The organism is Nonomuraea basaltis (assembly GCF_005893125.1).
Classification (GTDB): domain Bacteria; phylum Actinomycetota; class Actinomycetes; order Streptosporangiales; family Streptosporangiaceae; genus Nonomuraea; species Nonomuraea basaltis.
In genome coordinates, this window is record NZ_VCJS01000030.1 from 45,403 (window position 1) to 67,815 (window position 22,413).

The 22,413-nt window shown below is 67.7% G+C and carries 19 protein-coding genes and 2 pseudogenes; 11 read left to right on the forward strand and 10 right to left on the reverse strand.

The annotated features are described in order from the left end of the window. Positions 1-5 precede the first annotated feature (5 nt). Positions 6-173: a ferredoxin gene (locus EJK15_RS16695; RefSeq protein WP_420847058.1), complete on the forward strand. Its 168-nt coding sequence runs from the start codon at positions 6-8 to the stop codon at positions 171-173. An 11-nt stretch (positions 174-184) separates the two neighbouring features. On the opposite strand, the pseudogene EJK15_RS77565 reads toward EJK15_RS16695, so the two are convergent. After that, a pseudogene (locus EJK15_RS77565) lies at positions 185-355 on the reverse strand (hypothetical protein); the annotation flags it as partial. Positions 356-475: 120 nt separating this feature from the next. On the opposite strand from EJK15_RS77565, the gene EJK15_RS16710 reads away from it, so the two are divergent. Next, on the forward strand, positions 476-1,183 hold the full coding sequence (locus EJK15_RS16710) for an alpha/beta hydrolase (RefSeq protein ID WP_138711346.1): 708 nt from the start codon (positions 476-478) through the stop codon (positions 1,181-1,183). A gap of 147 nt (positions 1,184-1,330) precedes the next feature. On the opposite strand, the gene EJK15_RS16715 is transcribed toward EJK15_RS16710, so the two are convergent. After that, positions 1,331-2,515, reverse strand: coding sequence for an MFS transporter (locus EJK15_RS16715; RefSeq protein ID WP_138711347.1), 1,185 nt, complete (start codon positions 2,513-2,515; stop codon positions 1,331-1,333). 300 nt (positions 2,516-2,815) lie between these two features. Between EJK15_RS16715 and EJK15_RS16720 the strand changes: the two genes are divergently transcribed. Beyond that, entirely contained in the window at positions 2,816-4,996 is a 2,181-nt protein-coding gene (locus EJK15_RS16720) for a hypothetical protein (protein ID WP_138711348.1), read from the forward strand. Positions 4,997-5,041: 45 nt separating this feature from the next. Here the strand turns inward: EJK15_RS16720 and EJK15_RS16725 are convergent. Further along, positions 5,042-5,202: pseudogene (locus EJK15_RS16725) on the reverse strand (IS5/IS1182 family transposase); the annotation flags it as partial. Positions 5,203-5,265: 63 nt separating this feature from the next. On the opposite strand from EJK15_RS16725, the gene EJK15_RS16730 reads away from it, so the two are divergent. The 5 genes from EJK15_RS16730 (at position 5,266) to EJK15_RS16750 (ending at position 10,492) form a co-directional block, all read left to right on the forward strand. Beyond that, on the forward strand, positions 5,266-7,983 hold the full coding sequence (locus EJK15_RS16730; protein WP_138711349.1) for a winged helix-turn-helix domain-containing protein: 2,718 nt from the start codon (positions 5,266-5,268) through the stop codon (positions 7,981-7,983). 146 nt (positions 7,984-8,129) lie between these two features. Next, positions 8,130-8,819, forward strand: a complete 690-nt coding sequence (locus EJK15_RS16735; protein ID WP_138711350.1) for a hypothetical protein — start codon at positions 8,130-8,132, stop codon at positions 8,817-8,819. A gap of 62 nt (positions 8,820-8,881) precedes the next feature. Further along, the gene (locus EJK15_RS16740) at positions 8,882-9,556 is read left to right on the forward strand and encodes a DUF2306 domain-containing protein (RefSeq protein ID WP_138711351.1); all 675 of its coding nucleotides are present in this window, start codon (positions 8,882-8,884) and stop codon (positions 9,554-9,556) included. Then, positions 9,553-9,792 (forward strand): hypothetical protein, encoded by a 240-nt coding sequence (locus EJK15_RS16745; RefSeq protein ID WP_138711352.1) that lies wholly within the window; start codon positions 9,553-9,555, stop codon positions 9,790-9,792. Before EJK15_RS16740 ends, EJK15_RS16745 begins: the two co-directional genes overlap by 4 nt. Positions 9,793-9,862: 70 nt before the next feature. Continuing rightward, the gene (locus tag EJK15_RS16750) at positions 9,863-10,492 is read left to right on the forward strand and encodes a hypothetical protein (RefSeq protein ID WP_206060905.1); all 630 of its coding nucleotides are present in this window, start codon (positions 9,863-9,865) and stop codon (positions 10,490-10,492) included. A gap of 55 nt (positions 10,493-10,547) precedes the next feature. Here EJK15_RS16750 and EJK15_RS16755 read toward each other — a convergent pair whose 3' ends face one another. Continuing rightward, complete coding sequence (locus tag EJK15_RS16755; RefSeq protein WP_206060906.1) at positions 10,548-11,168, reverse strand: MarR family winged helix-turn-helix transcriptional regulator; 621 nt, start codon at positions 11,166-11,168, stop codon at positions 10,548-10,550. Then, on the reverse strand, positions 11,165-11,809 hold the full coding sequence (locus tag EJK15_RS16760; protein ID WP_138711353.1) for a YczE/YyaS/YitT family protein: 645 nt from the start codon (positions 11,807-11,809) through the stop codon (positions 11,165-11,167). The genes EJK15_RS16755 and EJK15_RS16760 overlap by 4 nt, the downstream gene beginning before the upstream one ends. A 312-nt stretch (positions 11,810-12,121) precedes the next feature. Between EJK15_RS16760 and EJK15_RS16765 the strand changes: the two genes are divergently transcribed. Then, positions 12,122-13,657 carry a GMC family oxidoreductase gene (locus EJK15_RS16765; RefSeq protein ID WP_138711354.1) on the forward strand — a complete coding sequence of 512 codons (1,536 nt, stop codon included), beginning with the start codon at positions 12,122-12,124 and terminating at the stop codon, positions 13,655-13,657. Between the two features lie 41 nt (positions 13,658-13,698). On the opposite strand, the gene EJK15_RS16770 is transcribed toward EJK15_RS16765, so the two are convergent. The 5 genes from EJK15_RS16770 to EJK15_RS16790 form a co-directional block, all read right to left on the reverse strand. Next, positions 13,699-14,673 carry an AraC-like ligand-binding domain-containing protein gene (locus EJK15_RS16770; RefSeq protein WP_138711355.1) on the reverse strand — a complete coding sequence of 325 codons (975 nt, stop codon included), beginning with the start codon at positions 14,671-14,673 and terminating at the stop codon, positions 13,699-13,701. A 340-nt stretch (positions 14,674-15,013) separates the two neighbouring features. Then, on the reverse strand, positions 15,014-15,712 hold the full coding sequence (locus tag EJK15_RS16775; RefSeq protein ID WP_138711356.1) for an ABC transporter ATP-binding protein: 699 nt from the start codon (positions 15,710-15,712) through the stop codon (positions 15,014-15,016). Continuing rightward, the gene (locus tag EJK15_RS16780; protein WP_240777020.1) at positions 15,709-17,529 is read right to left on the reverse strand and encodes a branched-chain amino acid ABC transporter ATP-binding protein/permease; all 1,821 of its coding nucleotides are present in this window, start codon (positions 17,527-17,529) and stop codon (positions 15,709-15,711) included. Before EJK15_RS16780 ends, EJK15_RS16775 begins: the two co-directional genes overlap by 4 nt. A 25-nt stretch (positions 17,530-17,554) precedes the next feature. Further along, entirely contained in the window at positions 17,555-18,412 is an 858-nt protein-coding gene (locus EJK15_RS16785; protein WP_138711357.1) for a branched-chain amino acid ABC transporter permease, read from the reverse strand. A 12-nt stretch (positions 18,413-18,424) separates the two neighbouring features. Then, positions 18,425-19,549, reverse strand: a complete 1,125-nt coding sequence (locus EJK15_RS16790; RefSeq protein WP_206060907.1) for an ABC transporter substrate-binding protein — start codon at positions 19,547-19,549, stop codon at positions 18,425-18,427. Positions 19,550-19,833: 284 nt separating this feature from the next. Here EJK15_RS16790 and EJK15_RS16795 point away from each other — a divergent pair, with 284 nt between their 5' ends. Together EJK15_RS16795 and EJK15_RS16800 are read left to right on the forward strand one after the other, a co-directional pair. Next, positions 19,834-20,796 carry an MBL fold metallo-hydrolase gene (locus tag EJK15_RS16795; protein WP_138711389.1) on the forward strand — a complete coding sequence of 321 codons (963 nt, stop codon included), beginning with the start codon at positions 19,834-19,836 and terminating at the stop codon, positions 20,794-20,796. A 13-nt stretch (positions 20,797-20,809) separates the two neighbouring features. Next, complete coding sequence (locus EJK15_RS16800) at positions 20,810-22,408, forward strand: FAD-dependent monooxygenase (RefSeq protein WP_138711359.1); 1,599 nt, start codon at positions 20,810-20,812, stop codon at positions 22,406-22,408. Positions 22,409-22,413: the final 5 nt, after the last annotated feature.

Below are 22,413 nucleotides of genomic sequence, written 5' to 3' on the forward strand. Positions count from 1 at the left end.
AGGACATGATGCGCATCAAAGCGGACACCGGCCTCTGCGTCGGCTCCGGCCAGTGCGTCCTGACCGAGCCGGCCGTCTTCGACCAAGACGACGACGGCATCGTGGCCCTGCTGACCGACCACCCCGACGACCAGAGCGCGGCGATCTGCCGGCTCACGGTCGACTGGGTGTAGCCGAGGCGGGCCGCCGCCCGGCCGAACGAGCCCTCCTCGGCGACAGCGGCCATCGCGGCCAGGTGCCTCAGTTCGAGATCGGTCACGGGTCCCAGCGCACCCCAGTCATCGCTTCTAGCGATCGAATTGATCGAAAACAATCGCTTTTCACGATGGCGCCTGGCTCCTAGCGTGGCTGGCATGACAGTAACCACTGTTGCACCGACAAAAGCTCGAAGCCCTCTCCTGCTTGTCGGGGCCGCCCTGGCGATCGTCTACGTCGTCTGGGGCTCGACCTACCTCGCGAATCAAGGGAGAGTCCAATGAGCACATTCGTGTTGATCCACGGCGGAGGAGACGTCGGATGGTCCTGGCACCTGGTGGAGGCCGAGCTACGAGCGCGTGGGCACGACGTGCTGGCTCCCGACCTTCCGGGTGATGACGAGTCGAAGACCCTGGCGGACTACGCCGACGCCGTGGTCGAGGCCGTCGGTGACAAGCAGGACCTGGTCGTCGTGGGCCACTCGTTCGGCGCGTTCACCGCCCCGTTGGTCGCCGATCGGCTGCCCGTCGATGTGCTGGTCCTCCTGGCCGGCATGATCCCGTCGCCGGGTGAGACGCCGGATGAGTGGTGGGCCAACACCGGCTGCCAGAGCGCGGTGGAGGAGCAGGCCAAGCGCGATGGCGGTTTGACCGGCAGCGCGGATCCATTCGTGAGCTTCTACCACGATGTACCCCGGGAGCTGGCCGAGGAGGCGATGGGCAAGGAGCGCGACCATCCGTCCAGGGCCGCATCGGCCGCTCCGTGGCCGTTGGATGCGTGGCCGAACGTGCCGACGAGGTTCGTGCTCTGCAGCGAGGACCGCTTCTTCCCGCCCGACTTCTTTCGCCGGCTGGTGCCCGAGCGCCTGGGTATCGTCCCCGACGAGATCGCGGGCGGCCACTGCGTCGCACTCAGCCGCCCCAGAGAGGTGGCGGACATGTTGGCGGGCTACGCGGCTACCGCGTCTGCCACGAGGATCGAGCAGTGAACCGTTCCTCGGCGGCGGCCGCCCCGCCGGGCGTCGAGGCATGGACGCGGCCCGCACAGACCGCCGCCAAGCGTCAGCTGAGGCGTACTCCGGCTACGCATCGCGCACCGCTACCCCTTCCGCGAGGCCCGCAGCGCCCGGCTCGCCTCAGCCGGACGGGAGGGGGCGGCGGATCGGGGTGAGGAGGCCGGACAGTGATACCAGGACGCAGCCGGCTCCGGCGATGACCGCCACGGTGGCGACGCCGAGTTCGGAGGCGCCGAGAGTGAGGAGGGCGGCGCCGGCAGGGCCCAGTGCGTAGTGGATGGTCCAGAAGGCGGCGGTGACCCTGCCCAGGAGGTGGCTGGGGGTGACCTCTTGGCGGAAGGACTGGGAGCAGATTCCGGCGACAGCCGTACCGAACACGAACAGCGCCATGAGGACGGCGATCGAAGGCACGCCGGTGGCCAGCCCGATGCAGCCCATCGCCAGGCCGGACAGCGTGGTGGCGGTCACCCAGGTGTGACCGAATCCGATCGCCTTGCGGATGCGGGCGATCAGCGGGGCGCCCAGGATGGTGCCGACGGCCGCGCAGGCGAGGACCAGGCCGATGGCGTCGTCGTTCTGGGCGAGGTCGTGCTTGAGGTGGTAGATGACGATGTCGTCCACCCCTGCGGTCAGGAAGATGAAGAAGGTCAGCAGGATCGTCAGCGAGCGCAGCACCGGCTGCCGCCACAGGAACCTGGCGCCTTCGAGCAGGCCGCCCCGGTCTTCCGGCGCTGTGGCCGGGCGTAGCCGGATCAGCAGGATGCCGAGCGCGGACACCACGAAGGTCGCGGCGTCGATGCCGATCGCGACCACCGGGCCGTATGCCTTGGAGATCACCCCGACCAGTGCGGGACCACCGATGCTGCCCGCGGCGTAGATGGCGTACAGGCGGCCGTTGGCCTGGGTGATCTGACCTGGTTCGACCAGGCTGGGCACCACCGTGACGTACGTGACCTGGAACAACATGCCCAGGGCGGCGCCCAGGGGGACGATCACGTACAGCAGCCAGATCTGCGGGCCGGAGATCCAGACGATCGGGATGGCGCCGTAGAGCGCGGCGCGGGCGAGGTCGCAGCCGATGAGCAGGCGGCGACGGTCCAGGCGATCGGCGAGGTATCCGGCGAACACCCCGGCCACGAGTGATGCGGCACCGGACAGACCGGTGAGGACGCCCATCTGCACGACGGAGCCGGTCGCATGCAGGATCAGCAGCGGGATGGCGAGCGTCGAGAACGAGTCACCGGCCACCGACAGGGCCTGAACGGACAGGAAGATGTTGAAATCACGGTTGCGAAAGAGGTTCATCCGGCTGCTGATCCTCTCGGATCACAGCACTGGCCTCAAGGGGATTTCCCGCTGCTGGCGGGGATGATCCTGCTCGCAATCGATCGCGTCCAGTGAGAACCGCGTCGGCACGCAGAGGTGCGACCGGCCAAGATCAACGCGGTTTGCGCTACCAGCGCTCTCGATTGGCGTACGGATGCGAAGCGGAAGAACGCCGCCAGGTCATTGACTTTTTACGGTCCGGGCCGTTATCTCGCATTGAACCAAAAATCTGGCGAATTTGGCTTTCCGTCCACGACCGTAATCCTTCCCGGAGCATTGATGCGCATCCTCTCCGTCCTGTTGTCCGCCCTCTTAGCCGCCTCCCCAGCCCAGGGAACCGTGACCGACTTCGGCGTGCAGTCGACCGCGCTCACCGTGTTCGAGGGCTACTTCGGCACCGGCCAGGGCGGGCGGCCGGCCGTCTTCAGCATCCAGATGGGCACACCCGGCGTCGTGGCCGAAGTGGACCCGGTGACCCGCGAGCTGCGCGACACCGTGCAGCTGCCCGGCTCGTCGGGCGGCTGGGGCATCACCCAGACCGATGACGGCACCGTCTACGCCGGCACCTACCCGAACGGTCACCTGTACTCCTTCAAGCCGGGCAGCGACGAGGCGACCGACCTCGGTCAGGTGGTGCCTGGTGAGCTCTACGCCTACGGCCTGCAGGCCAACAAGAACGGCACCGTCTATGGCGGCACCTACCCCGGCGCGCGCGCCTTCTCCTACTCCCCGGCCGAGGGCTTCCGTGATCTGGGCGCGATGTTCGAGGGCCAGCAGTACGTCGTCGACATCGCGATCGACCCCGACAGGCAGCTGCTCTGGGCGGCCGTCGGCTCCGCCGGGCACCTGATCAGGATGGACCTGAACAGCGGCGACAAGCGCGACATCTGGCCCGAGGCCCTGCGCGGCGACCCCAACTACCCCTATGGCATCAACCTCGTGGCCGGCAAGCTGTTCGTCAAGCGCAGCAAGGGCCAGGCGCTTGTGCTCGACCCGGATTCGGGAGCCGTGCTGGCCGACGGGTTCACGATGAGCTCGCGCGGCACCACCAAGGTGGCCAAGGACGGCTATGTCTACTTCACCTCGGGCACCGAGCTGTGGCGCTACGATCTGGCCGCCAACCGGCCCGAGCAGGTGCCGGGCCCGGTGATCGCGGGCGGCGCCGCTGTCGGCTGGGGCTTCGTCGACGGAACGCTTTACGCCGCGATCGGCAACTACAACGCCGCCGCCTTCTCCTACGACCCGCGCACCGGCGCCGTACAGCGCTTCAAGCTGCCCTTCCCGTACCAGCCCATCGACATCAACAACGTCACCGCCGGGCCGGACGGCAGGATTTACACCAACCTCTACATCAACGGCAACGTCGCCGTCCTGGACCCGGCCACCGGCCAGGTCACCCAGCTCGGCCGCGCAGCGCAGACCGACGGATGGTTCTGGAAGGACGGCAAGCTCTACCTCGGCACATACCCCAACGGCGCGATCATGTACTACGACCCGGCCAAGCCGTTCGTGAGCGGCACGAACCCGCGCGAACTGTTCCGCTTGATCGGCGACGGGCAGAACCGCCCAGTGGCCTTCGCCTCCGCCGGGAGCAAGATCTACATCGGCAGCACCCCCGACTACGGGTTGTGGGGCGGCGCGCTCACCGTCTACGACGAGAGCACAGGAGAACACACCGTGCTACGCGCTCCGGTCGCCGACCAGGCCGTGAACTCCCTGACCGTGCTGGGCGACACGCTCTGGGGCGGCACCTCCGTCAACGGCGGCGGCGGCACCTCACCCAAGGCGACCGAGGCAAAGCTGTTCACCTACGACCTCGCGACCGGCATCAAGCGGGACGAACACACCCCCGTACCCGGAGCGAGCTCGATCACCTCGCTGGTCAAGGGGCCAGACGGGCTGCTGTGGGGGCTCGCCGACGGCGCGCTGTTCATTGTCGACCCCGCCACCGCCCAGGTGGTACGCCGGGTGAAGCTCCCCGCCGGATACAGCGGCGTCCAGGACGAGCTGCACGTCAACCCCGACGAGCACGTCTACGCCTCGCTCGACGGACGCCTGTTCCGCATCGACCCGCTGTCGATGAAGTTCACGGTCGCGCGCGACTCCGGCGTCTACCGGAGCTCGCAGGACGGCTCGGGCAACATCTGGTTCCGCAGCGGAACCAAGGACGCCGCCGGCGCCGTCCAGGGTGGTGCTCGCCTGCTGCGGTACACCCCGCCACCGGACGGCTGCCCCCGCTCCGACCTGTCGCGCACGGTGCGGGTGAAGGACCGCGACAGCGGCGTCGCCAACCGCTACCGATCCGACGGGTGCACGATCGAGGACCTCATCGAGGACGAGAAGTACTCCGGTGCCCGGCTCATCGCCCACGTCGCCAAGAAGAGCGCCGAATTGGTGGCGTCGGGACTGATCACTCCGCAGGAGGCCGCCCGCATCATCGCGGTGACGCCCAAGCCGTAAGCCGCCCCCCGAACGTCACGTCCCGCGTGCCGCCCAGCTGCACGCGGGGACATGGACGCCGATGCCTGCGCCGTCGTAGCCGCCATCGGCCAGGGTGGGCAGGCCGCGGGCGGCGGCGTACAGCGCGCCCAGCACGTGTGCGCGGGCGGCGGTCAGGTCACCGAGCCCGGTTCGACATCGGCGATCCACACGGGCAGCCCGCTGGGTGCCAGGTCCCCAATGAGCTTTCGTAGCCAGCAGGAAACACCGAACTGAGGGATAGTCGGGAGATGCCTACGACGGTGCTGGCCACCAAGGTGTTTGCGCCGGCAAGACGCCCTCAACTGGTTGCTCGGCCGCGGCTTATCGACCGGCTGGACGCTGCGCTGGATCCCGGCCGGAGGCTGACACTCATCTCGGCGCCCGCCGGCTTCGGCAAGACGACGTTGGTCACCGACTGGATCGAGCACACCACGCGACGTCAGCTCGCGACGCGGGTCGCCTGGCTGTCGCTGGACGACGGCGACAACGACCTTCCGCGTCTGCTGACCCACCTCGTGGCCGCGTTGCAGGGGCTGGAGGAGGACCTCGGCTGCGAGGCGCTCGGCCTCCTCCACGGCACGCTCGCGCTCCCGGTCGAGGCGTCCCTGACCGCACTGATCAACGACGTGGCGCAGACCGCCGGGCAGATCGTGCTCGTGCTCGACGACTACCACGTGATCGACGCCCAGCCGGTGCACGAGGCGATGACGTTCCTGCTCGACCATCTGCCCCCGCAACTGCACCTGGTGGTCGCGAGCCGCTCGGATCCGCCGCTACCACTGTCCCGCCTGCGGACCCGTGACGAGTTGGTCGAGCTGCGCGCCGCCGACCTGCGCTTCACACCGGACGAGGCGATGAGCTTCCTCAACCAGGTCATGGGCCTCGGCCTCTCCACCCCGGACGTCGACGCACTCGAGACCCGCACCGAAGGCTGGATCGCCGGACTCCAGCTGGTCGCCCTCTCGCTGCGCGGCCATGTCGACGTCTCCGGATTCATCGGAGCGTTCACCGGCAGCAACCGCTTCGTCCTGGACTACCTCGTCGACGAGGTGCTGCAGCACCAGCCCTCGCACGTCCGCGCGTTCTTGCTGCACACCGCCGTCCTCGACCGCCTCGCCGCGCCGCTGTGCGACGCCGTCACCGTACGGACCGACAGTGCCGCGATGCTGGAGAACCTCGATCGCGGCAACCTCTTCGTCATCGCCCTCGACGACCAACGGGAGTGGTCCCGCTACCACCACCTGTTCGCCGACATGCTCCGCGCGCGCCTGCGCAGCGAGGAACCCGAACTGATCCCGGTGCTGCACAGGCGCGCGAGCGACTGGTACGAGCGCCATGATCTCGCCGAGGACGCCGTGCGGCACGCCCTGGCTGCCCAGGACTTCGATCACGCGGCCCACCTGATGGAGCTGGCCCTGCCCGCGATGCGCCGCAACCGGCAGGACACGATGCTCCTCGGCTGGCTCGCCGCACTCCCCGACGACGTGGTCCGGCGCAGCGCCGTACTCAGCGTCTTCTACGGCTGGCGGCTGATGGTCTCGGGTGACCTCGACGCGGTCGAAGACCGCCTGGACGACGCCGAACGGGCACTCGCCGCCGGCAGTACCCCGGACGCCGACAACGAGGAGCTCCGCACCCTTCCGATGACCCTGGCCATCTACCGCGCCTCGCTCGCGCAAGCCCGCGGCGACGCAGCAGGTACGGCGCAGCACGCGCAGCGAGCGCTCGAGATGGCCGGGCCGGGCGCCCACCTCTCCCGTGGTGCCGCCGCGGGGTTCCTCGGGCTCGCAGCTTGGGCGAACGGCGAGATCGAGCCAGGGCTGCGGACGTTCTCCGAGGCTGTGCGGAGCCTGCGCGCTGCCGGGAATCTTGCCGACGCGCTGAGCGGCACGATCGTCCTGGCGGACATGTGGCTCGCGGCTGGACGACCTGACCGGGCACGCGGGCTTTACGAGGCTGCGTTGCGAGAGGCCACTGCCCACGGCGACGCCGACGGCACAGCCCTGCCGCTCCCGACAGCGGACCTCCATGTCGGTCTGAGCGAGCTCGACCGTGAGCTGGGCAACCTCGCAGGCGCGACCCAACACCTCGAGACCGCCAAGGCGCTCGGGGAGCGGGCCGAGATGACGGAGAACCGGCACCGGTGGTTCCTGGCGATGGCGCGGATCCGGGAAGCGGACGGCGACCCGGACGGAGCCATCTCCCTACTGGACCAGGCTGAGCGGCTCTACGTGCGCGGCTTCTTCCCCGACGTACGGCCGATCGCGGCGATGAGGGCGCGCATCCGGATCACCCAGGGCAAGCTCTCGGAGGCTGCCGACTGGGCCCGCGAACGCGGCCTGCCCGCCATGGACGACCTCAGCTACCTCCGCGAGTTCGACCACCTCACTCTGGTGCGGCTGCTGATCGCGCAGCACCGCAGCCACCCGGACGCCGGCACCATCCGCGAGGCGGTCGGCTTGTTGGGCCGGCTGCACGAGGCCGCCACACAGTCCGCACGATCGGGGAGTCTCCTCGAGATCGCCATGCTGCAAGCGCTCGCACACCAGGCCCAGGGCGACCTGGCCCGCGCGCTCGACGCGCTGGAGCGAGCCCTGGGCCAGACACCCGAACCGGGGGGCTACGGCCGGCTTCTCCTCGATGAGGGTGAGCCCATGGTCTCGCTGCTGCACGCCGCCGACGAACGCGGCCGGCTCGGCGATCATGCTCGTCGCATGCTCCGCGCCCGCACGCCGAGCGAAGACGCCTCGGACCAGGTGACACCACCGTCGGCAGTGGGGTTGAGCGAGCGCGAGCTGCAGGTGCTCAGACTGCTCAACAGCACCCTCAGCGGGCCGGAGATCGCCCGCGAGCTATTCGTCTCGCTCAACACCTTTCGCAGCCACACCAAGCACATCTTCACCAAGCTCGACGTCAACAGCCGCCCGGCGGCTGTGAGCCGCGCCCGGGAGCGTGGCCTGCTCTAGCCCGCCCGCCTCCGGGCGGCTCCGTCCTCCCGCCGCTCTCACCACGTCAATCACATCGTGTGGGGATGCCCGGTCACCACCTTGCTTCCTAGATTCCAAGTCATCCGCGGCACCTGGCCACGGCGACTCGAAGCGAGGGAAGCGTCATGTCCGTTACCACCACCAGACTCACCCGTGCGGCCGGCCTGGCGGTCGTGGTGGCAGGTCTGCTGTACATCCTCATCCAGCTCATCCATCCCCACGAGGACGTCGCAACGGTCACTACGACCGCCTGGACCGTTACCGCGCTCCTGACCATGGCGATGTCCGTCCTGCTGCTGGTCGGGCTCACCGGGCTGTACCTCCGCCAGGTGACGGAGACCGGTGTGCTGGGCCTGGTCGGGTTCGTGCTGTTCGGAGCCTGTTTCGTGCTCACGTTTGCGGTCACCTTCGTCGAGGTGTTCGTCCTGCCGCCGCTCGCGGATCAGGCGCCCCAGTACGTCGATGACTTCCTCGCGACCTTCACCGGCGCTGCCGTCACCGGCGGCGTCGGGCCCCTGCAGGTGGCCAATCTGGTGGCGGCGGTCGGCTACCTGCTCGGCGGTCTGCTGTTCGGTGTCGCGCTCTTCCGGGCCCGCATCCTCGCGCGGTGGGCTGCCCTGCTGCTCGCGGTCGGAGCCGTGGCCACACTCCTGGTGCCTCTTCTCCCGCACGCACTCGACCGGCTGCTCGCATTCCCCGTCGGACTGGCCCTGGCCGGCCTCGGGTACTCGCTCTGGCGCGAGCAGCGCGGCACCTCCCATGAGTCCGTGCAAAGCGTCCCCAGAGCGCGGGTCGACGCGGCCGGTGCCGAGTGACGTCCCGAACCGCGTCCTTCGCGGGACACCGACCCGAGCACGGTCCAACCTCTGGCAAGAAGATGGCTCCGGCCCAGTCTTTGCGGCCGGGCCGGCGCCGCGTGTCGACCTGGCGGGCACCTGCCGCGCTGGTCGCGCTCAGCCTGGTCCCGATCCTGGCCGGCTCGGCACGACTCGTCGAACTGTCGGGCGGCCCGCATCTGCTGCCTCCCCGTGTCAACGACCCCTCACCCGTGCCGCTGGTCGCGCACATCGTCAGCGTCATCGTGTACGCCGTCCTCGGCGCCCTCCAGTTCTCCGCCGGGCTCCGCCGCCGCAGAGCCGGCTGGCACCTGGCCTCCGGACGCCTCCTCGTCCTCGCCGGCATGGTCGTTGCGCTGTCCGCGCTGTGGTTGACGCTGTTCTATCCCCGCGCTGAAGGCGGTGACCTGCTCTTCGCGTTCCGGCTGCTGGCCGGATCGGGCATGGCCACGAGCCTCGTCCTCGGCGTCCTCGCCATCAGGCGGCGCGACGTCGCCCGGCACCGCGCGTGGATGACCCGCGCCTACGCCCTCGCCCTGGGCGCCGGCACCCAGGTGTTCACCCTCGGCATCGGGGAGACGATCCTCGGGGCGAGCGACCTCAGCGAGGCACTTCTGCAGGGCGCGGGCTGGACGATCAACCTTGCCGTCGCCGAGTGGTTCATCCGTCGGCAGCCGGCCCGCCGGTCCGCAAATCCGGTCGTGAAGTCCCGATGAGCGACCAGGGCAGCAGAGGACAGGCGCCCGCCCGCTACGAGCTCCGGATCGACGGACACCTCGACGACCACTGGACCGCATGGTTCGACGATCTGACCCTCACCCACGAGAACGACGGGACGACCACCCTGCGCGGTCTCGTACCCGACCAAGCAGCACTCCACGGCCTGCTCGCCAAGGTGCGCGACCTCGGCGCCACGTTGATCTCGGTGGAGGTCGTCGACGCACCTGACTGAGTCCTCGTTCCACAAGCCCCCCGGCCGCCGGCCGGGAGCCGTCAACCATCGAAATCCGTTGGAGAAAGCCATGTCCCATCCCGTCCCTACGACGCTCTATCGCATCGCCGCAGCCGCTGGCTGCGGAAGCGCCGTCGTCCTGCTCATCAATGCCGCCAAGCGCGCAGAGGTCATCCCGACCTCTGCCCTCACCCAACTGGTCGCCCCGCTCGCCCAGATTCTGGCGCTGGCCCTTGTCACCGCCCTCTACCTCGCCTTCGGTCGCCGCGCCGGCACCTTCGGCCTGGTCGCCTTCCTGCTGAACGCATTCGCCCTGTCCGCGCTGGTCGGCGTGGAGTTCGTCATCAATCTCGTCTTCAACGACCTCCCGGACCACACGATTGATGCGCTCCTCGACGGCACGCTCGGCATCGCACTGACCGCGGCATCCATCCTGTTCCTCTTGGGAACCCTTGCCTTCGTCGCGGCCATGCTCCGGTCCCGCGAGGTCCCCACCACACCGCTGGTCCTGTACGCCGTCGGCGCTGTACCCGTGTCGCTGCGAGCCTTCGTGCCCGAGGCGGCGCTGGACCTCGGACTCGTCACCCTGGCCGTGGGAATCGGCTGGCTCGCGATCTGGCTGTTCGGCCGCTCCAGCCGCATCGTCACGTGGGCACACCCCGCAGTCGCCGACGAACCGCTGGTCGGGGCGAACCACTGATGTGGCCGTGGCGTAGCTCCTGAACACGCCTGGATCTGGTCGACGTGGTTACGGCTCAGTCCCGGCGCCGTACCTCGAGGTGCGGCGCCGAGTCGAGCAGCTTGCCCAGAGCCGAGGTGAGGGCAGCGCGCTCTTCGGGTGTCAGGAGCTCCGCCCACATGCGTTCGCGGATGTTGTGCTCGTGGTAGGTGTCCGCGATGGCTTTCTGCCCTGCTTTGGTGAGGGCGAAGGCGACCGCGCGACCGTCGTGCGGCGACTTGGTACGGCGGAGCAGGCCTTCGCGCTCAAGGGTGTTGGCCTGGCTCGACGCGGCCTGGCGACTCATGCCCGCGATCCGAGCGGCATCCTTGGCGTCCATCGTGCCCACGATCCACAGAGCAAACATCAACCGGAAACCGGCCCAGCTCCAGCCATGCGGTCTGTGCACGGACGATTCGAGGTCGTAAACGACGGTGCTCGCCGCACGGTGCAGGGTCAGGACGAGTGCAGCAGCTTCGGTGTCAACCGGAGGCTCCAGTTGGCCGGCGCGGTCGAGGGCGAACCTCACGAACGACTGGAAGTCGAGGTCGTCGATCGGCGGCGGCGACTCGCTCTTGTCCGTGGTCATGGGATCAGCTTGCCAGCACTGCAAACCTTCGCAGGCGTCACCCGTCACCTTGCTCGGTTGCGCGATCATGGCGCCCGCGGAACGGGTCTGGTCTCTGCCAGTGGTTGGAGGCCCAGGAATCTGAATGCCAGCGCCACCATGGGGCCGGCCGCTACCACGAACAGCAACGTCCCCACACCAGCCGGGCCCCCGAGCGACCAGCCGATCACGAGTCCGATTCCCTCCGACAGAACGCGAGCACCACCGACACCCAGCGGGAGCCGGAGATGGATGGCGAGCATGAGGCCGTCACGTGGTCCCGAACCGAGATGTGCTCCGACGTAGATCGCGCACCCGATCGCGAAGACCGCGATGCCGACAACCAGCACTCCCAGCCGCTCGGCCACACTGGCGGTCCCCATCGACGCGAGCACCGGGGTCGCGAGCAAGAGGTTGAGACAGGTCCCGATTACCAGCACGTTGAGGATCGTGCCGATGCCGGGAAAGAGGCCGAGAGCGGCGACGATCGCGACAAGGAGGCTGCCGATCGCGATGGAGGCCGTGCCGATGCCGATGCCGAGGCGCTGCGCCAATGCGATGTGCAGGACCTCCCAGCTGGCGACACCAAGATTGGCGCGGATGGTCAGCCAGATCCCCGCCGACGTCACGATCAGGCCGAGCAGGAGCTGGACCACCCGCCCCGGCACGGTGGTCGGCCAGGTCACGCTCACGCGTCGGTCTCGATGGTGGAGATCCCCGAGATGGCGGTCGGGTTCAGGCCGACCAAGCAGGCCGTGATCATGGTTTGCCTCCGGGGCGTCCGCACGTGCGCGGCCTGAAAGGGATCCGTTCGAGGATCGATGTCCATCTCGATTCTCGAAGCGCATGGTGGTCGTTGACTTGGCCCGATGTGAACGACTCTTGGCGTAGTGCGAACAGTCCAAATGTGGCTCTTTCCGGCACTGTCTGAGCACTCTCAGAATGAGCGCAGGCTCGGTCGAACGACCGGGCGCAGGCAAACGACCTGACCGGGAGAACTCGCCATGACGCTGCAGGCCGATGTGATCGTTGTCGGAGCCGGCTCCGCGGGCGCCATCCTTGCTCGCCGACTCGTGGACGCGGGACGTGACGTGCTTCTGTTCGAGGCCGGTGGCGAGGATTCCAACCCTGCGCTCCACGATGTCCTCCGCCTCGCCGAGCTCTGGTTGAGCCCCCAGGACTGGGGCTACTACACCGTGCCCCAGAAGAATGCGGCGAACCGGTTGCTTCACCTTCCCCGCGGCAAGGTGCTGGGCGGGTCCCATGCGCTGAACGCCGCGATCTGGGTGCGGGGCTGCGACGAGGACTTCGCGCACTGGGAGAAGTTGGGAGCGAGCGGGTGGGGCTGGGCCGATGTAGCGCCGGTCTTCGGCCGAATTGAGGCCTACGACGGCCAGCCGGCCGGTGCTCGCGGCACTTCCGGGCTCCTCGACGTGACCGTCGACTACCAGCTGGATCCCGTCCAGCAGTCGATCCTCGACGCCTCGGTGCAGGCGGGCCTTGCGGTCAATCCGGATTACAACTCCGGCACGCTGGACGGCGTCGCGAAGATGCAGTTCAACATTCGGGGGGCCGAGCGCTGGAACACCTACAAGGCCTACCTGAAGCCCGTACGGGACCGGAACAACCTCAAGATCGTCACCGGTGCCCGCGTGAATCGGCTGATCGTCGAGGACGGGGCCGTTGTCGGCGTCGAGGTCGACGTGGAGGGCATCGCCATGGAGGCATACGCCGCCGAGACGGTCCTGTGCGCCGGGGCCCTCGACTCTCCGCGCGTCCTGTTGCGCAGCGGAATCGGGCCGGCCGCGGAGCTTCGGGACCTGGGTGTCGACACGATCCTCGACCTGCCGGGCGTCGGACGCAACTTGCAGGACCATCTGCTGTCGCCCGTGATCTTCGAGACGACAGCGCGCGAAGTCGGTCCTCCGACCCCCGGTCTGGCGGCAGCCCAGACCCATCATTTCTGGCGCAGCCGCGAGGGGTTGGACTCTCCCGACACCCAGCCGCTCAACTTCAGTGTGCCGATGTACTCCGAAGAATGGATGAGCGGCCCTGATTCGGGCTTCTCGCTCATGGCCGGCCTCGTCCGGCCGGAGAGCCGCGGCTCGGTCACGCTGACCGGACCGGGCGCCGATGACCCGATCGCCATCGACCTCAACGTGTTCGACGTGGACAATGACCTCCAGACGCTCGTTGCCTCGCTGCGCAAGTGCCGCGAGATCGGTCAGCAGCCCGCTCTGGCCACCGAATGGGGTGCACGTGAGATCTACCCCGGCCCTGGCGTCGAGACCGACGAGGCGCTCGCCGACTATGCGCGCAGAACGGTGATCACCTACCACCACCAGTGCGGCACGTGCGCCATGGGCACGGGACCTGATGCGGTGGTTGACCCCGCTACCCTGCGGGTCCACGGGTTGCGCGGGCTTCGCGTCGCGGACGCGTCGGTGTTCCCCCGGATCACCAGCGGCAACACCAATGCGCCTGCCTGCCTGGTGGGTGAGCGCGCCGCCGACTTCATCCTCGCCGAGGAAGCCGGCTGAGACAGGCCGGGCCCGCCAGAGTCAGCCACCTGGAGCTTCGGTCAGGTGGCTGGCATTCCCGCCGAACGGAACTGACGCGGTGAGACGCCGTAGGCGATCTTGAACACGCGGGAGAAGTGCGGAGCATCAGGCAGACCCCAGCGCGCTCCGATCTCGGACACGGACCGGCCTGCGTGCACCGGGTCGACAAGCATCCGACGACAATGCTCCAGGCGACGCGTGCGGATCCAGGACGACACGCTCATGCCCTCCGTGCTGAACAGCTGGTGCAGCTGCCGCACCGAGATGTAGTGCGCGGCGGCGATCTGAGGCGGCGTGAGCGATTCGTCGTCGAGGTTCGCCTCGATGAAGTTCTTGATCTGGTTCAGCAGCCTTCGCCGAGGCTCGTTCGTCCCTTCCAGCCCGACGTCGAGCTCGTTCGCGAACAGAGTGGTGACCAGGTCGATCGTGGTATGTGCGAGCCGCAATGCAGCGCCGCCGTTCAGCGACTCGAAGTTCTTCGCCATCCGGAGCAGGAACGGACTGATCACCTGGCACATCGCGCGGTTCGCCGGCAGTCTGGTTGCCGTCAGCTCGCCCAGGTCCGCGGTGGGCAGGTCGATCGAGGAGCGGGGGAACATCAAGACGATGTGCCGCATGTTGTCGTCCGATATGAGTGTGTACGGCCTCGTCGTGTCGTAGAGGGAGATGTCGCCGGGGGTGAGCAGCGCTTCCTTGCCGTCCTGGAGCAACAAGCTGCTGCCGCGTAGCTGCATCGAGAGCTTGTAGTAGTCGCGACTCGAATTCGTTACCAGTTCCGGGGTTCGGAACACCGAGTGCTGACTGACGCGGATGTCGAACATGGCGAGCCGGTCGATGCGCTTGGCGCGCAGTTGCCCATGGAAAGAGTCGGGCCGGTCGGTCTGCACCTCCAGCGGAACGAAGCTCTTGGAAACGTGCGTTCGCCACTCGTGGAAGTCCGAGGTGAGGTAGCTCTCGACTTCATGTCGTGAGCGCGGTGTTGAATCCACCGTCATGAATCCTCCCGGTCTGATTGCTCGAGTCCACTTTGCACCCTCGATGTGACCGGCGACACAGTCTGGCGCAACTTGCTCCTGCGTGCTAAAAATCCTGCACGGTGAGACAAGTTCCCACGATCACCCCTGAAGTATTGTAAGTGATCTTGCTAGGGAGTAAATGATCGTGGGCGGTGTCGATGATGCACCGTATGCTACGATAAGTGATCGTTCGTGTACTCTGGCGAATGTGGCTGTGCTGGAGCGTCGTCCGTTGCGCGAGCGCGGTCGACTCCTGCCAGCCAGGCACCCGCAAACCCGAGATCCCCAGACCACCCCGAAGATCACCAACAGCATCCGATCAATGATCCGTCCCCAGATACGTGCGTTGGAGCCGTTCGGGGTCTTCCACCAGAACTGATGCCGGACCCCGGTAGGTCAGCCGGCCTCCGGTGATGACGGCCGCCTCGGTCGAGATTCCGAGAGCGAGCTGTGCGAACTGTTCGACCAGCAACACGCCCATACCGTCCGCGGCGAAGTCCTTCACGAGTGGCAGGAGCCGCCTGAAGACCGCAGGGGCCAGTCCCAGCGACATCTCGTCGACCAGGAGGAAGCGGGGTCGGGTGACGAGCGCGCGTGCGAGCACGAGCATCTGCTGCTCTCCGCCGGACAGGAGGGTCGCCGCGCTGTCATGACGCTTGCGGAGCTCGGGGAACAGCTCGAAGGCGCGCTTGATGTCCGCGGATGAGCGCGTGGCGACGCGAAGGTTCTCGGTCACCGTCAGGGAGCCGAACACTGTGCGGCCCTGCTCGACGTGCACGATCCCCAGTCCCCGTCGACCGACCTTGCTATGCCGGGTGATCTCCTGGCCGTCGCAGGTGATGGAACCCCGCGCGACGTCGACCAGTCCGGAGACGGCCTCGAGCAGGGATGTCTTCCCGGCTCCGTTCGGGCCGATGAGTGTCGTCACCTCACCCCGTCGGACGGTGAGGGACACGTCGGTGACGACGCGGCCACCTGCCCGGTCGACGCAGACCTGCTTCAGCGTGAGCTCGCTCATGTTGACTCCTCCCCGAGGTAGGCCCGCATCACCTTCGGGTCATTGAGGACGACGTCTGGCGTCCCGGCAGAGATCACGCGTCCGAAGTCGAGGACGACGAGTGACGTGCAGACCGATCGGACCATGTCCAGGTCGTGCTCGATCAGGAGGACCGCCGTGCCGAATCGTTCGGGGACCGCCTGGAGGTGGCGCCCGAAGCGGATGTGTTCCTCGTGCGACAGGCCCGCGGCGGGCTCGTCGAGCAGGAGCACCCGAGGACCACTCAACACGTGCGCGGCCACCTCCACAAGGCGGCGTGTGGCCAGGTCGACGTCGGAAAGGAGGGAATGCGCCTGCGGGCACTCGAAGTGCTCGAGCGTCTCATCGATCGCCGCACGATCAGGACGCCCGTGGGCGACCATGCGCACGTAGGCGCCCACTCGGAGGCCCGGCGGAACCCGATCCTGCTGGAATGTGCGACGCAGACCTGCCCGTGCCCGCGGCGTCGGCCGCAGGCCGGTCACGTCACGGTCACCGAGCTCGACCACTCCGCGCTCGGAACGGGTGAACCCGGTGAGGACATCGACCAGTGACGACTTCCCGGCTCCGTTGGGGCCGATCAGCCCGACGATTGCGCCAGTGGGTATGTCGAGGTCGACATCGTCGAGGGCGGTCACCGCACCGAATCGCAAGGTGATGCCGCGAGCCGACAAGGCTGGCCCATGCGTCGCTGACCGCCCGGTCGGTGTCCGGGGAGGCGGACGAGTCGCCTCGGAGTGGGCGGTCGACGCGCGTGCTGCGGTCACGGGTCCTTGTTCGGTCAGATGCGTTGCCTCTGGAGCCCGGCGTCTACGGAGCCGGCTCAGGTTGTCCCCGAGGCTGTTGCCCGATGCGACCGCCTGGATGCCGGCGAGCCCGAACACCACCAGGGCCCAGTCCTGCGGAACGCCCCAGATGCGCAGCAGTTCAGGAATGCCGACCCAGAGCACGCCACCGACCACCGCTGCGACGACGGCCTGTGCGCCTACCACTACCGCCAGGACGTACAGCGTGAGCGATGCGGTCGGTTCGAAGCTGCTCGGGTAGAGGACCCCGACCTGTCCCGCGGTCACGCCGCCGCTGATCCCGGCCAGGAGCGCGCTGAGACCGAACGCTGACGTCTTGGCGAAGGGCACGTTGACCCCGGCCGCCGCAGTGCCTCGCTCGGAGTAGGCCACGGCGCGCCAGCTCGAACCGAGGCGCGTTCGCCCGAGATAGGCGACCAGGACCCCTGAGGCAATGAGGATAGCGGCTGCCAGGACGAAGTAGTCCGGGTCGGATGCCGCCGCGCTCGGCCGACTGATGAAGAGCCCGTCGTTGGTCCCCGGGAACTGGGTGAGTCCCAGGGTCTGTCGAGCTGCCGCCGCGAAACCGAGAGTGACCACGGCGAGGTTGACACCGCGCAACCGGAGAGCTGGGAGGCCGATGACCACGCCGACGAGCCCCGAGGCCATGCCGCCGACGGCGATCCACACGACGAGCCCGCCGGGTGCCTGCCAGATACTCAGCTGGGCCACGACGACCGCGCCGACCGCGGCGAACGAGAGCTGACACAAGGAGATCATTCCGGCCCGTCCCGAGACGACTCCGATGCCGACCAGGGCGATTGCGGCTGCGACCACGGTGATGCCCAGAAAGACGAGGTACGGCGAGAGTGCACGACTGGCCACGATCGCGAGGAGCAGTGCGACCACTGCGCCTGAGGCCGGCATGAGCGGGTGTTGGCCGAAGTCGAAGGTACCGACGAGCCGCGCCCACGGATTGCGGCCCGGCTGCGCGTCGCGAGACTCTCGTCTCACCTGAACGGCCGCGGCGCGACCGGTGTCAACGGGCGACATCCCACACCTGATTTCTCTGGCTCCACAGCAGGAGCACGAGGATGACCGCGAACGGAATCCAGAACTTGAGGACCGACAGCTGGTTCGACTGGGCGAGGGCGCCCTGTAGCATGCCGAGCCCGATACCGCCCGCGACTGAGAGCCAGATGGACCGGAAGGCGCCGACCAGCGCGGCGGCGGCAGATGGCACCACGAGCATCGTCAGTGAGTACTGGTCGTTCGTCTGGGTCGGCGCGACGAGGGCGACCGCCACCCCCGCTACCACGCCGGTGGACAACCACACTGCGACGGTCAGAGACCTGGCGGGGACCCCCAGCAGCTCTGCTGTCGACGGTCGCTCCGACAGCGCCCGGAGCAGTACTCCGGCATCGGTCCTGCGCAGCACCAGGTGCGCAGCACTCGCGACCGCGACGGCCAGCAGGCACATCACCACGGCGATCCACGTGACCACCGTCCCGCCGAGGTCGACCGCCGCACCGTGAACGAGCGGCGCGAAGTTCTTGGGCTTCGTCCCGAAGGCGATGAACGACGCTGACAGCGTGAGGAGCAGTGCTGCGATAGAGACTGCGGATCGGTGCGTGATGTCCGCCTCCGGCATCCAGTGTGCAAGCACTGCACCGAGGATGCCGGAGGCCGCCGTTGCGACGGCCACTCCGAGAAGCACGGCCGGAAGGGCCGGCATTCCATGGTCCGCCAGCGTGACTGCTGTGTAGGTCCCGAACATGGGCAACGCGAGCTGGGCGAAGTTCACGACCCGGATGAGCTGCGCCATCAAGGTCAGGCAGACGGCGATGGTGGCGTAGAGGCCGCCCAACGCCAGTCCGCTCAGAGCTCCTGAGATCATCGACTGCTCAACTCAGCCTTGGTCGACAATGAGCCAGTTGTCCGCGGCGTTCTGCCACGAGCCCTTGTCGAGGACGATCGGCCAGCCGGCGTGGTTCGGCTGGTGGCTGTTGCCCGACCCGAACTGGTATGGCGTGCCGACCATGGCGTTCTCGATCGGCGCCATCTTCTTCAGTGCCTCGGTCACCGACGTGCGATCGATGTCGCCCTTGATCGCCTTGAGGACGTCGACGAAGTACGTGGCTGCGAGGTATCCGCCCTGCGAGAACGACGTCAGCGCGAGACCTTGCTTGGTCATGAGCTCGCGCCAGTCCTTGTTCGCTGTCGCGTTGGTGTCTGTGAAGGGGAGGAACTCAGCCGGCACGTAAATCTTCTGCCCCGCCGGCGCGGCCTTCGCGAACTGCTCGGAGTACACCGAGGTCAGGAACAACCACGTGATCCCGGTGACCTTCTGGGCTACCGCGGCCTTGAGCATGCCCAGGGCATCCGGTTCGACGAAGTTGGCGAAGACAGCGTCGCAGCCCTCCTCCTTGACCTTCACCGCCTGGGGCGTGTAGTCGGCGTTGCCGTAGGGCACGGTGTCGTCGATGTAGGCCAGCTTCGCGCCGGTCGCCTTCGTCCAGGCGTCGATCGCCGACTGATAGGCGGGCTTGGAGGCTCCGGTGATCGCGACGAAGGCACAGATCTTCTTGACGTGCAGCTTTTCCGAGCCGAACGTCAGCGTCATCTGCGAGTCGAGGTAGGGCCCGGCGTTGACCGGGGCCATCACCGGGCTGTTGAAGCATCCCGGCCCGACCCCGGTACCGACGACGCTCATGATCTTCTGCTGCTCGTAGAACTTTCCGTTCACATCACAGTCGACCAGGCTCGCGCCGCCCACCATGGCAACGGCGTTCTTGCTGGTCACGATGTCTCGCGCCGTCTGGGTTGCGGTCGCCGGGTCCGCCTTGTCGTCAGCGACGACGTACTCGATCTTGCGTCCGCGGATCCCGCCCGTGGCGTTGACCCGGTCGAACACCGCCTTCGCCGCCGCAGATGCCTCGGGAAATGTTGCCGGACCGCTGAGTGCGTTGATGGAGCCGACGACGATGGGTTCGTCCGCGGAGCCACCGCCACTGCCGCATGCGGCGAGGAGCATAGCTGACGTTGCGGCAGCGGCAAGGGCCAAGACCTGTTTCTTCATGCGGAGCCTTTCGACAGGACGCCGGATGTCCATCACGGTCAGCGTCGCCGCAACGTTAGGAACACGGTGCGCTTCCGGGCTTGGCTCAGCGGGTAGGGAACTTGACCTAGCGGGCACGACCCATCTGCATGCCGGCTGTGCCTCCCAGACTCGTGGTTATGGTCAAACCCATAAAAGGTTTTACGAGTTGGACGGCGGGTGCCAAGGTGCCCGCCGTCACCCGAACAGATGGGATCGGCATGGCCGGCAAACCCTTCGCGTCCTCGGCGGACATCAGTGCGAAGCAGCAGACGCTCGAGGTGCTCGCAGAAGGGGTATACGCCCTGACTGCGGAGGGCGACCCCAACGTCGGCGCCATCGAGGGCGAGGACTTCCTGGTCTGTTTCGAGGCGCTGGCGACGCCGACCGCAGCACGAGACTGGCTAGCGGAGCTCAGGAAGCACACGGACAAGCCCGTGAAATACCTCATCCTGTCGCATTACCATGCAGTGCGCGTCCTCGGTGCAAGCGCGTTCGACGCCGAGGTGATCGTGGCGCACGAGAACACCCGCCGGCTGATCGCCGAGCGTGGCCAACAGGACTGGGCGTCGGAGTTCGGGCGGATGCCTCGCCTGTTCAAGGATCCCGAGTCGATCCCGGGGCTCACCTGGCCGACGGTGACATTCACCGACCGGTTCACCATCGATCTCGGTGGTGAACGCGGTGACCTCGTGTTGCAGTACTGCGGGCGCGGCCACACCGCCGGCGACATCGTCGCGTGGTTGCCCTCGCAGAAGATCCTGTTCGCCGGTGACCTCGTGGAGGCCCAGGCGGCGCTGTACACCGGAGACGCGTTCCACCGCGACTGGGCGGCGGCGACACTCGACAATGTTGCTTCCTTCGGAGCCGAACAACTGGTGGGTGGCCGTGGGGCTGTCGCGCGCGGTGCGGAGGCCGTCAGCGCGGCGATTGAGCAGACGCGCGGCTTTCTCACCACCATGATCGAGCACGTCGAAACCGTCCAGAAGCGTGGTGGCACCCTGAAGGAGGCGTTCGAGGCGACCCACACAGCGTTGGCGCCGAAGTTCGGGCACTGGCCGATCTTCGAGCACTGCCTGCCCTTCGACGTCGCGCGGTTGTGGGACGAGCTCTCCGGCACCGACTGGCCCCTCATTTGGACCGCCGAGCGCGACCGCCAGGTGTGGGACCTCCTTCAATCCTGACGGGACGCACACCATGAATCAGCACCAACCCGTGCTCGTCCTCGGAAACGGGCCCGTCGGTCAGACGGCGGCCCTTCTTCTCGCTCGCTGGGGGATCCCCGTCGTTGTACTCGACGGCCGCCCCGCTCGCGATCTCGTCGGATCCAAGGCGATATGCCAGCAACGTGACGTCCTCGACATCTGGGAGAGCGTCGGCGTGGGAGCGACTCTTGCGGCCGAAGGCGTGACATGGACCCGGGCGCGCACGTTCTACCGCGATGATGAGCTGTTCACGATCGATTTCGAGGACCCCGGCGCCTCGCCGTTCCCCCCGTTCGTGAACATCTCCCAGTGTCGCACCGAGGAGGTCCTCGACGATCAGATCGATGCCCAGCCGCTGATCGAGGTGCGCTGGGGCCACCGCGTCATCGCGATCGCGCAGGACGCCGAGGGCGTGACCGTGGCCTGCGAGACGGGAGCGGGGGAGATCGAGGTTCGCGGCAGTTACGTGCTGGCCTGCCCTGGAGCCCGTGGTGATGCCATCCGGGAGATGCTCGGGCTCTCGTTCGAGGGGCACACCTTTGGTGACCAGTTCCTCATCTGTGACCTGCGCACCGATCTTCCGGGGTGGGAGCGCGAGCGGCGGTTCTACTTCGACCCCCAATGGAACCCGGGCCGGCAGGTGTTGATCCATCCATGTCCGGACTCGACCTTCAGAATCGACTGGCAGGTGCCGGAGAACTTCGAGCTCGCGGAGGAGGAGCGCACCGGAGCGCTCGATGCCCGCATTCGCCAGATCATCGGCGACTGCGACTACGAAATCGTGTGGAAGTCGGCGTACCGCTTCCACTCGCGCGTGGTGAACCGCATGCGGGTCGGTCGTGCTCTCCTGGCCGGCGACGGAGCACACCTGGTGGCGCCCTTCGGCGCCCGGGGCCTCAACTCGGGCGTGCAGGACGCCGAGAACGCCGCATGGAAACTCGCCTACGTGCTCAACGGGTGGGCGCCTGAGTCGCTCCTGGACACCTACCACCACGAGCGACACGCGGCTGCCCTGGAGAATCTGGAGGTCACCGGAGCGACCATGCGCTTCCTGGTTCCACAGACCGAGGAGCAGTGGGAGGACCGCAGGCGGACTCTCGAAGCTGCGCGTCACGACACGGACGCCCGTGCCCGGGTCGATTCGGGCCGGCTGGCCGAGCCGTTCTGGTACGTCGACTCGCCGCTCACCACGCCGGATTCCCGCGGCCCGTTCGCCGGTCGGCCGGCCAGGGGCACGATGCCCACACCGGCGCCCGGTGTGCTGATGCCGGACTTTCCCGTGCGCGGCGCCGACGGTGGCGAGACGCACCTGCGCCGACTCCTGCGCGACGGAATCACGGTGCTCGTTGGCGCGGCGTGTTCGCCGTCGGTACTCAGCCAGGCTCGCGAAGGCTCCGTGGGTCCGGTTCAGGCCTATGCGTTCGCCGACCTGTCGCCCGCCTTGGCGGGCGTCATGGGCGCAGAAGCCGCCGAGGTATGGGTCGTACGACCCGATGCCCACGTGGCCGCGGTCCTCCGTGACCCATCGCCAGCCGAGCTCACTCGAGCGCTCGACCGCGTACTCGCACGCGGTCTTCCCGCCACCGTCTGACCATT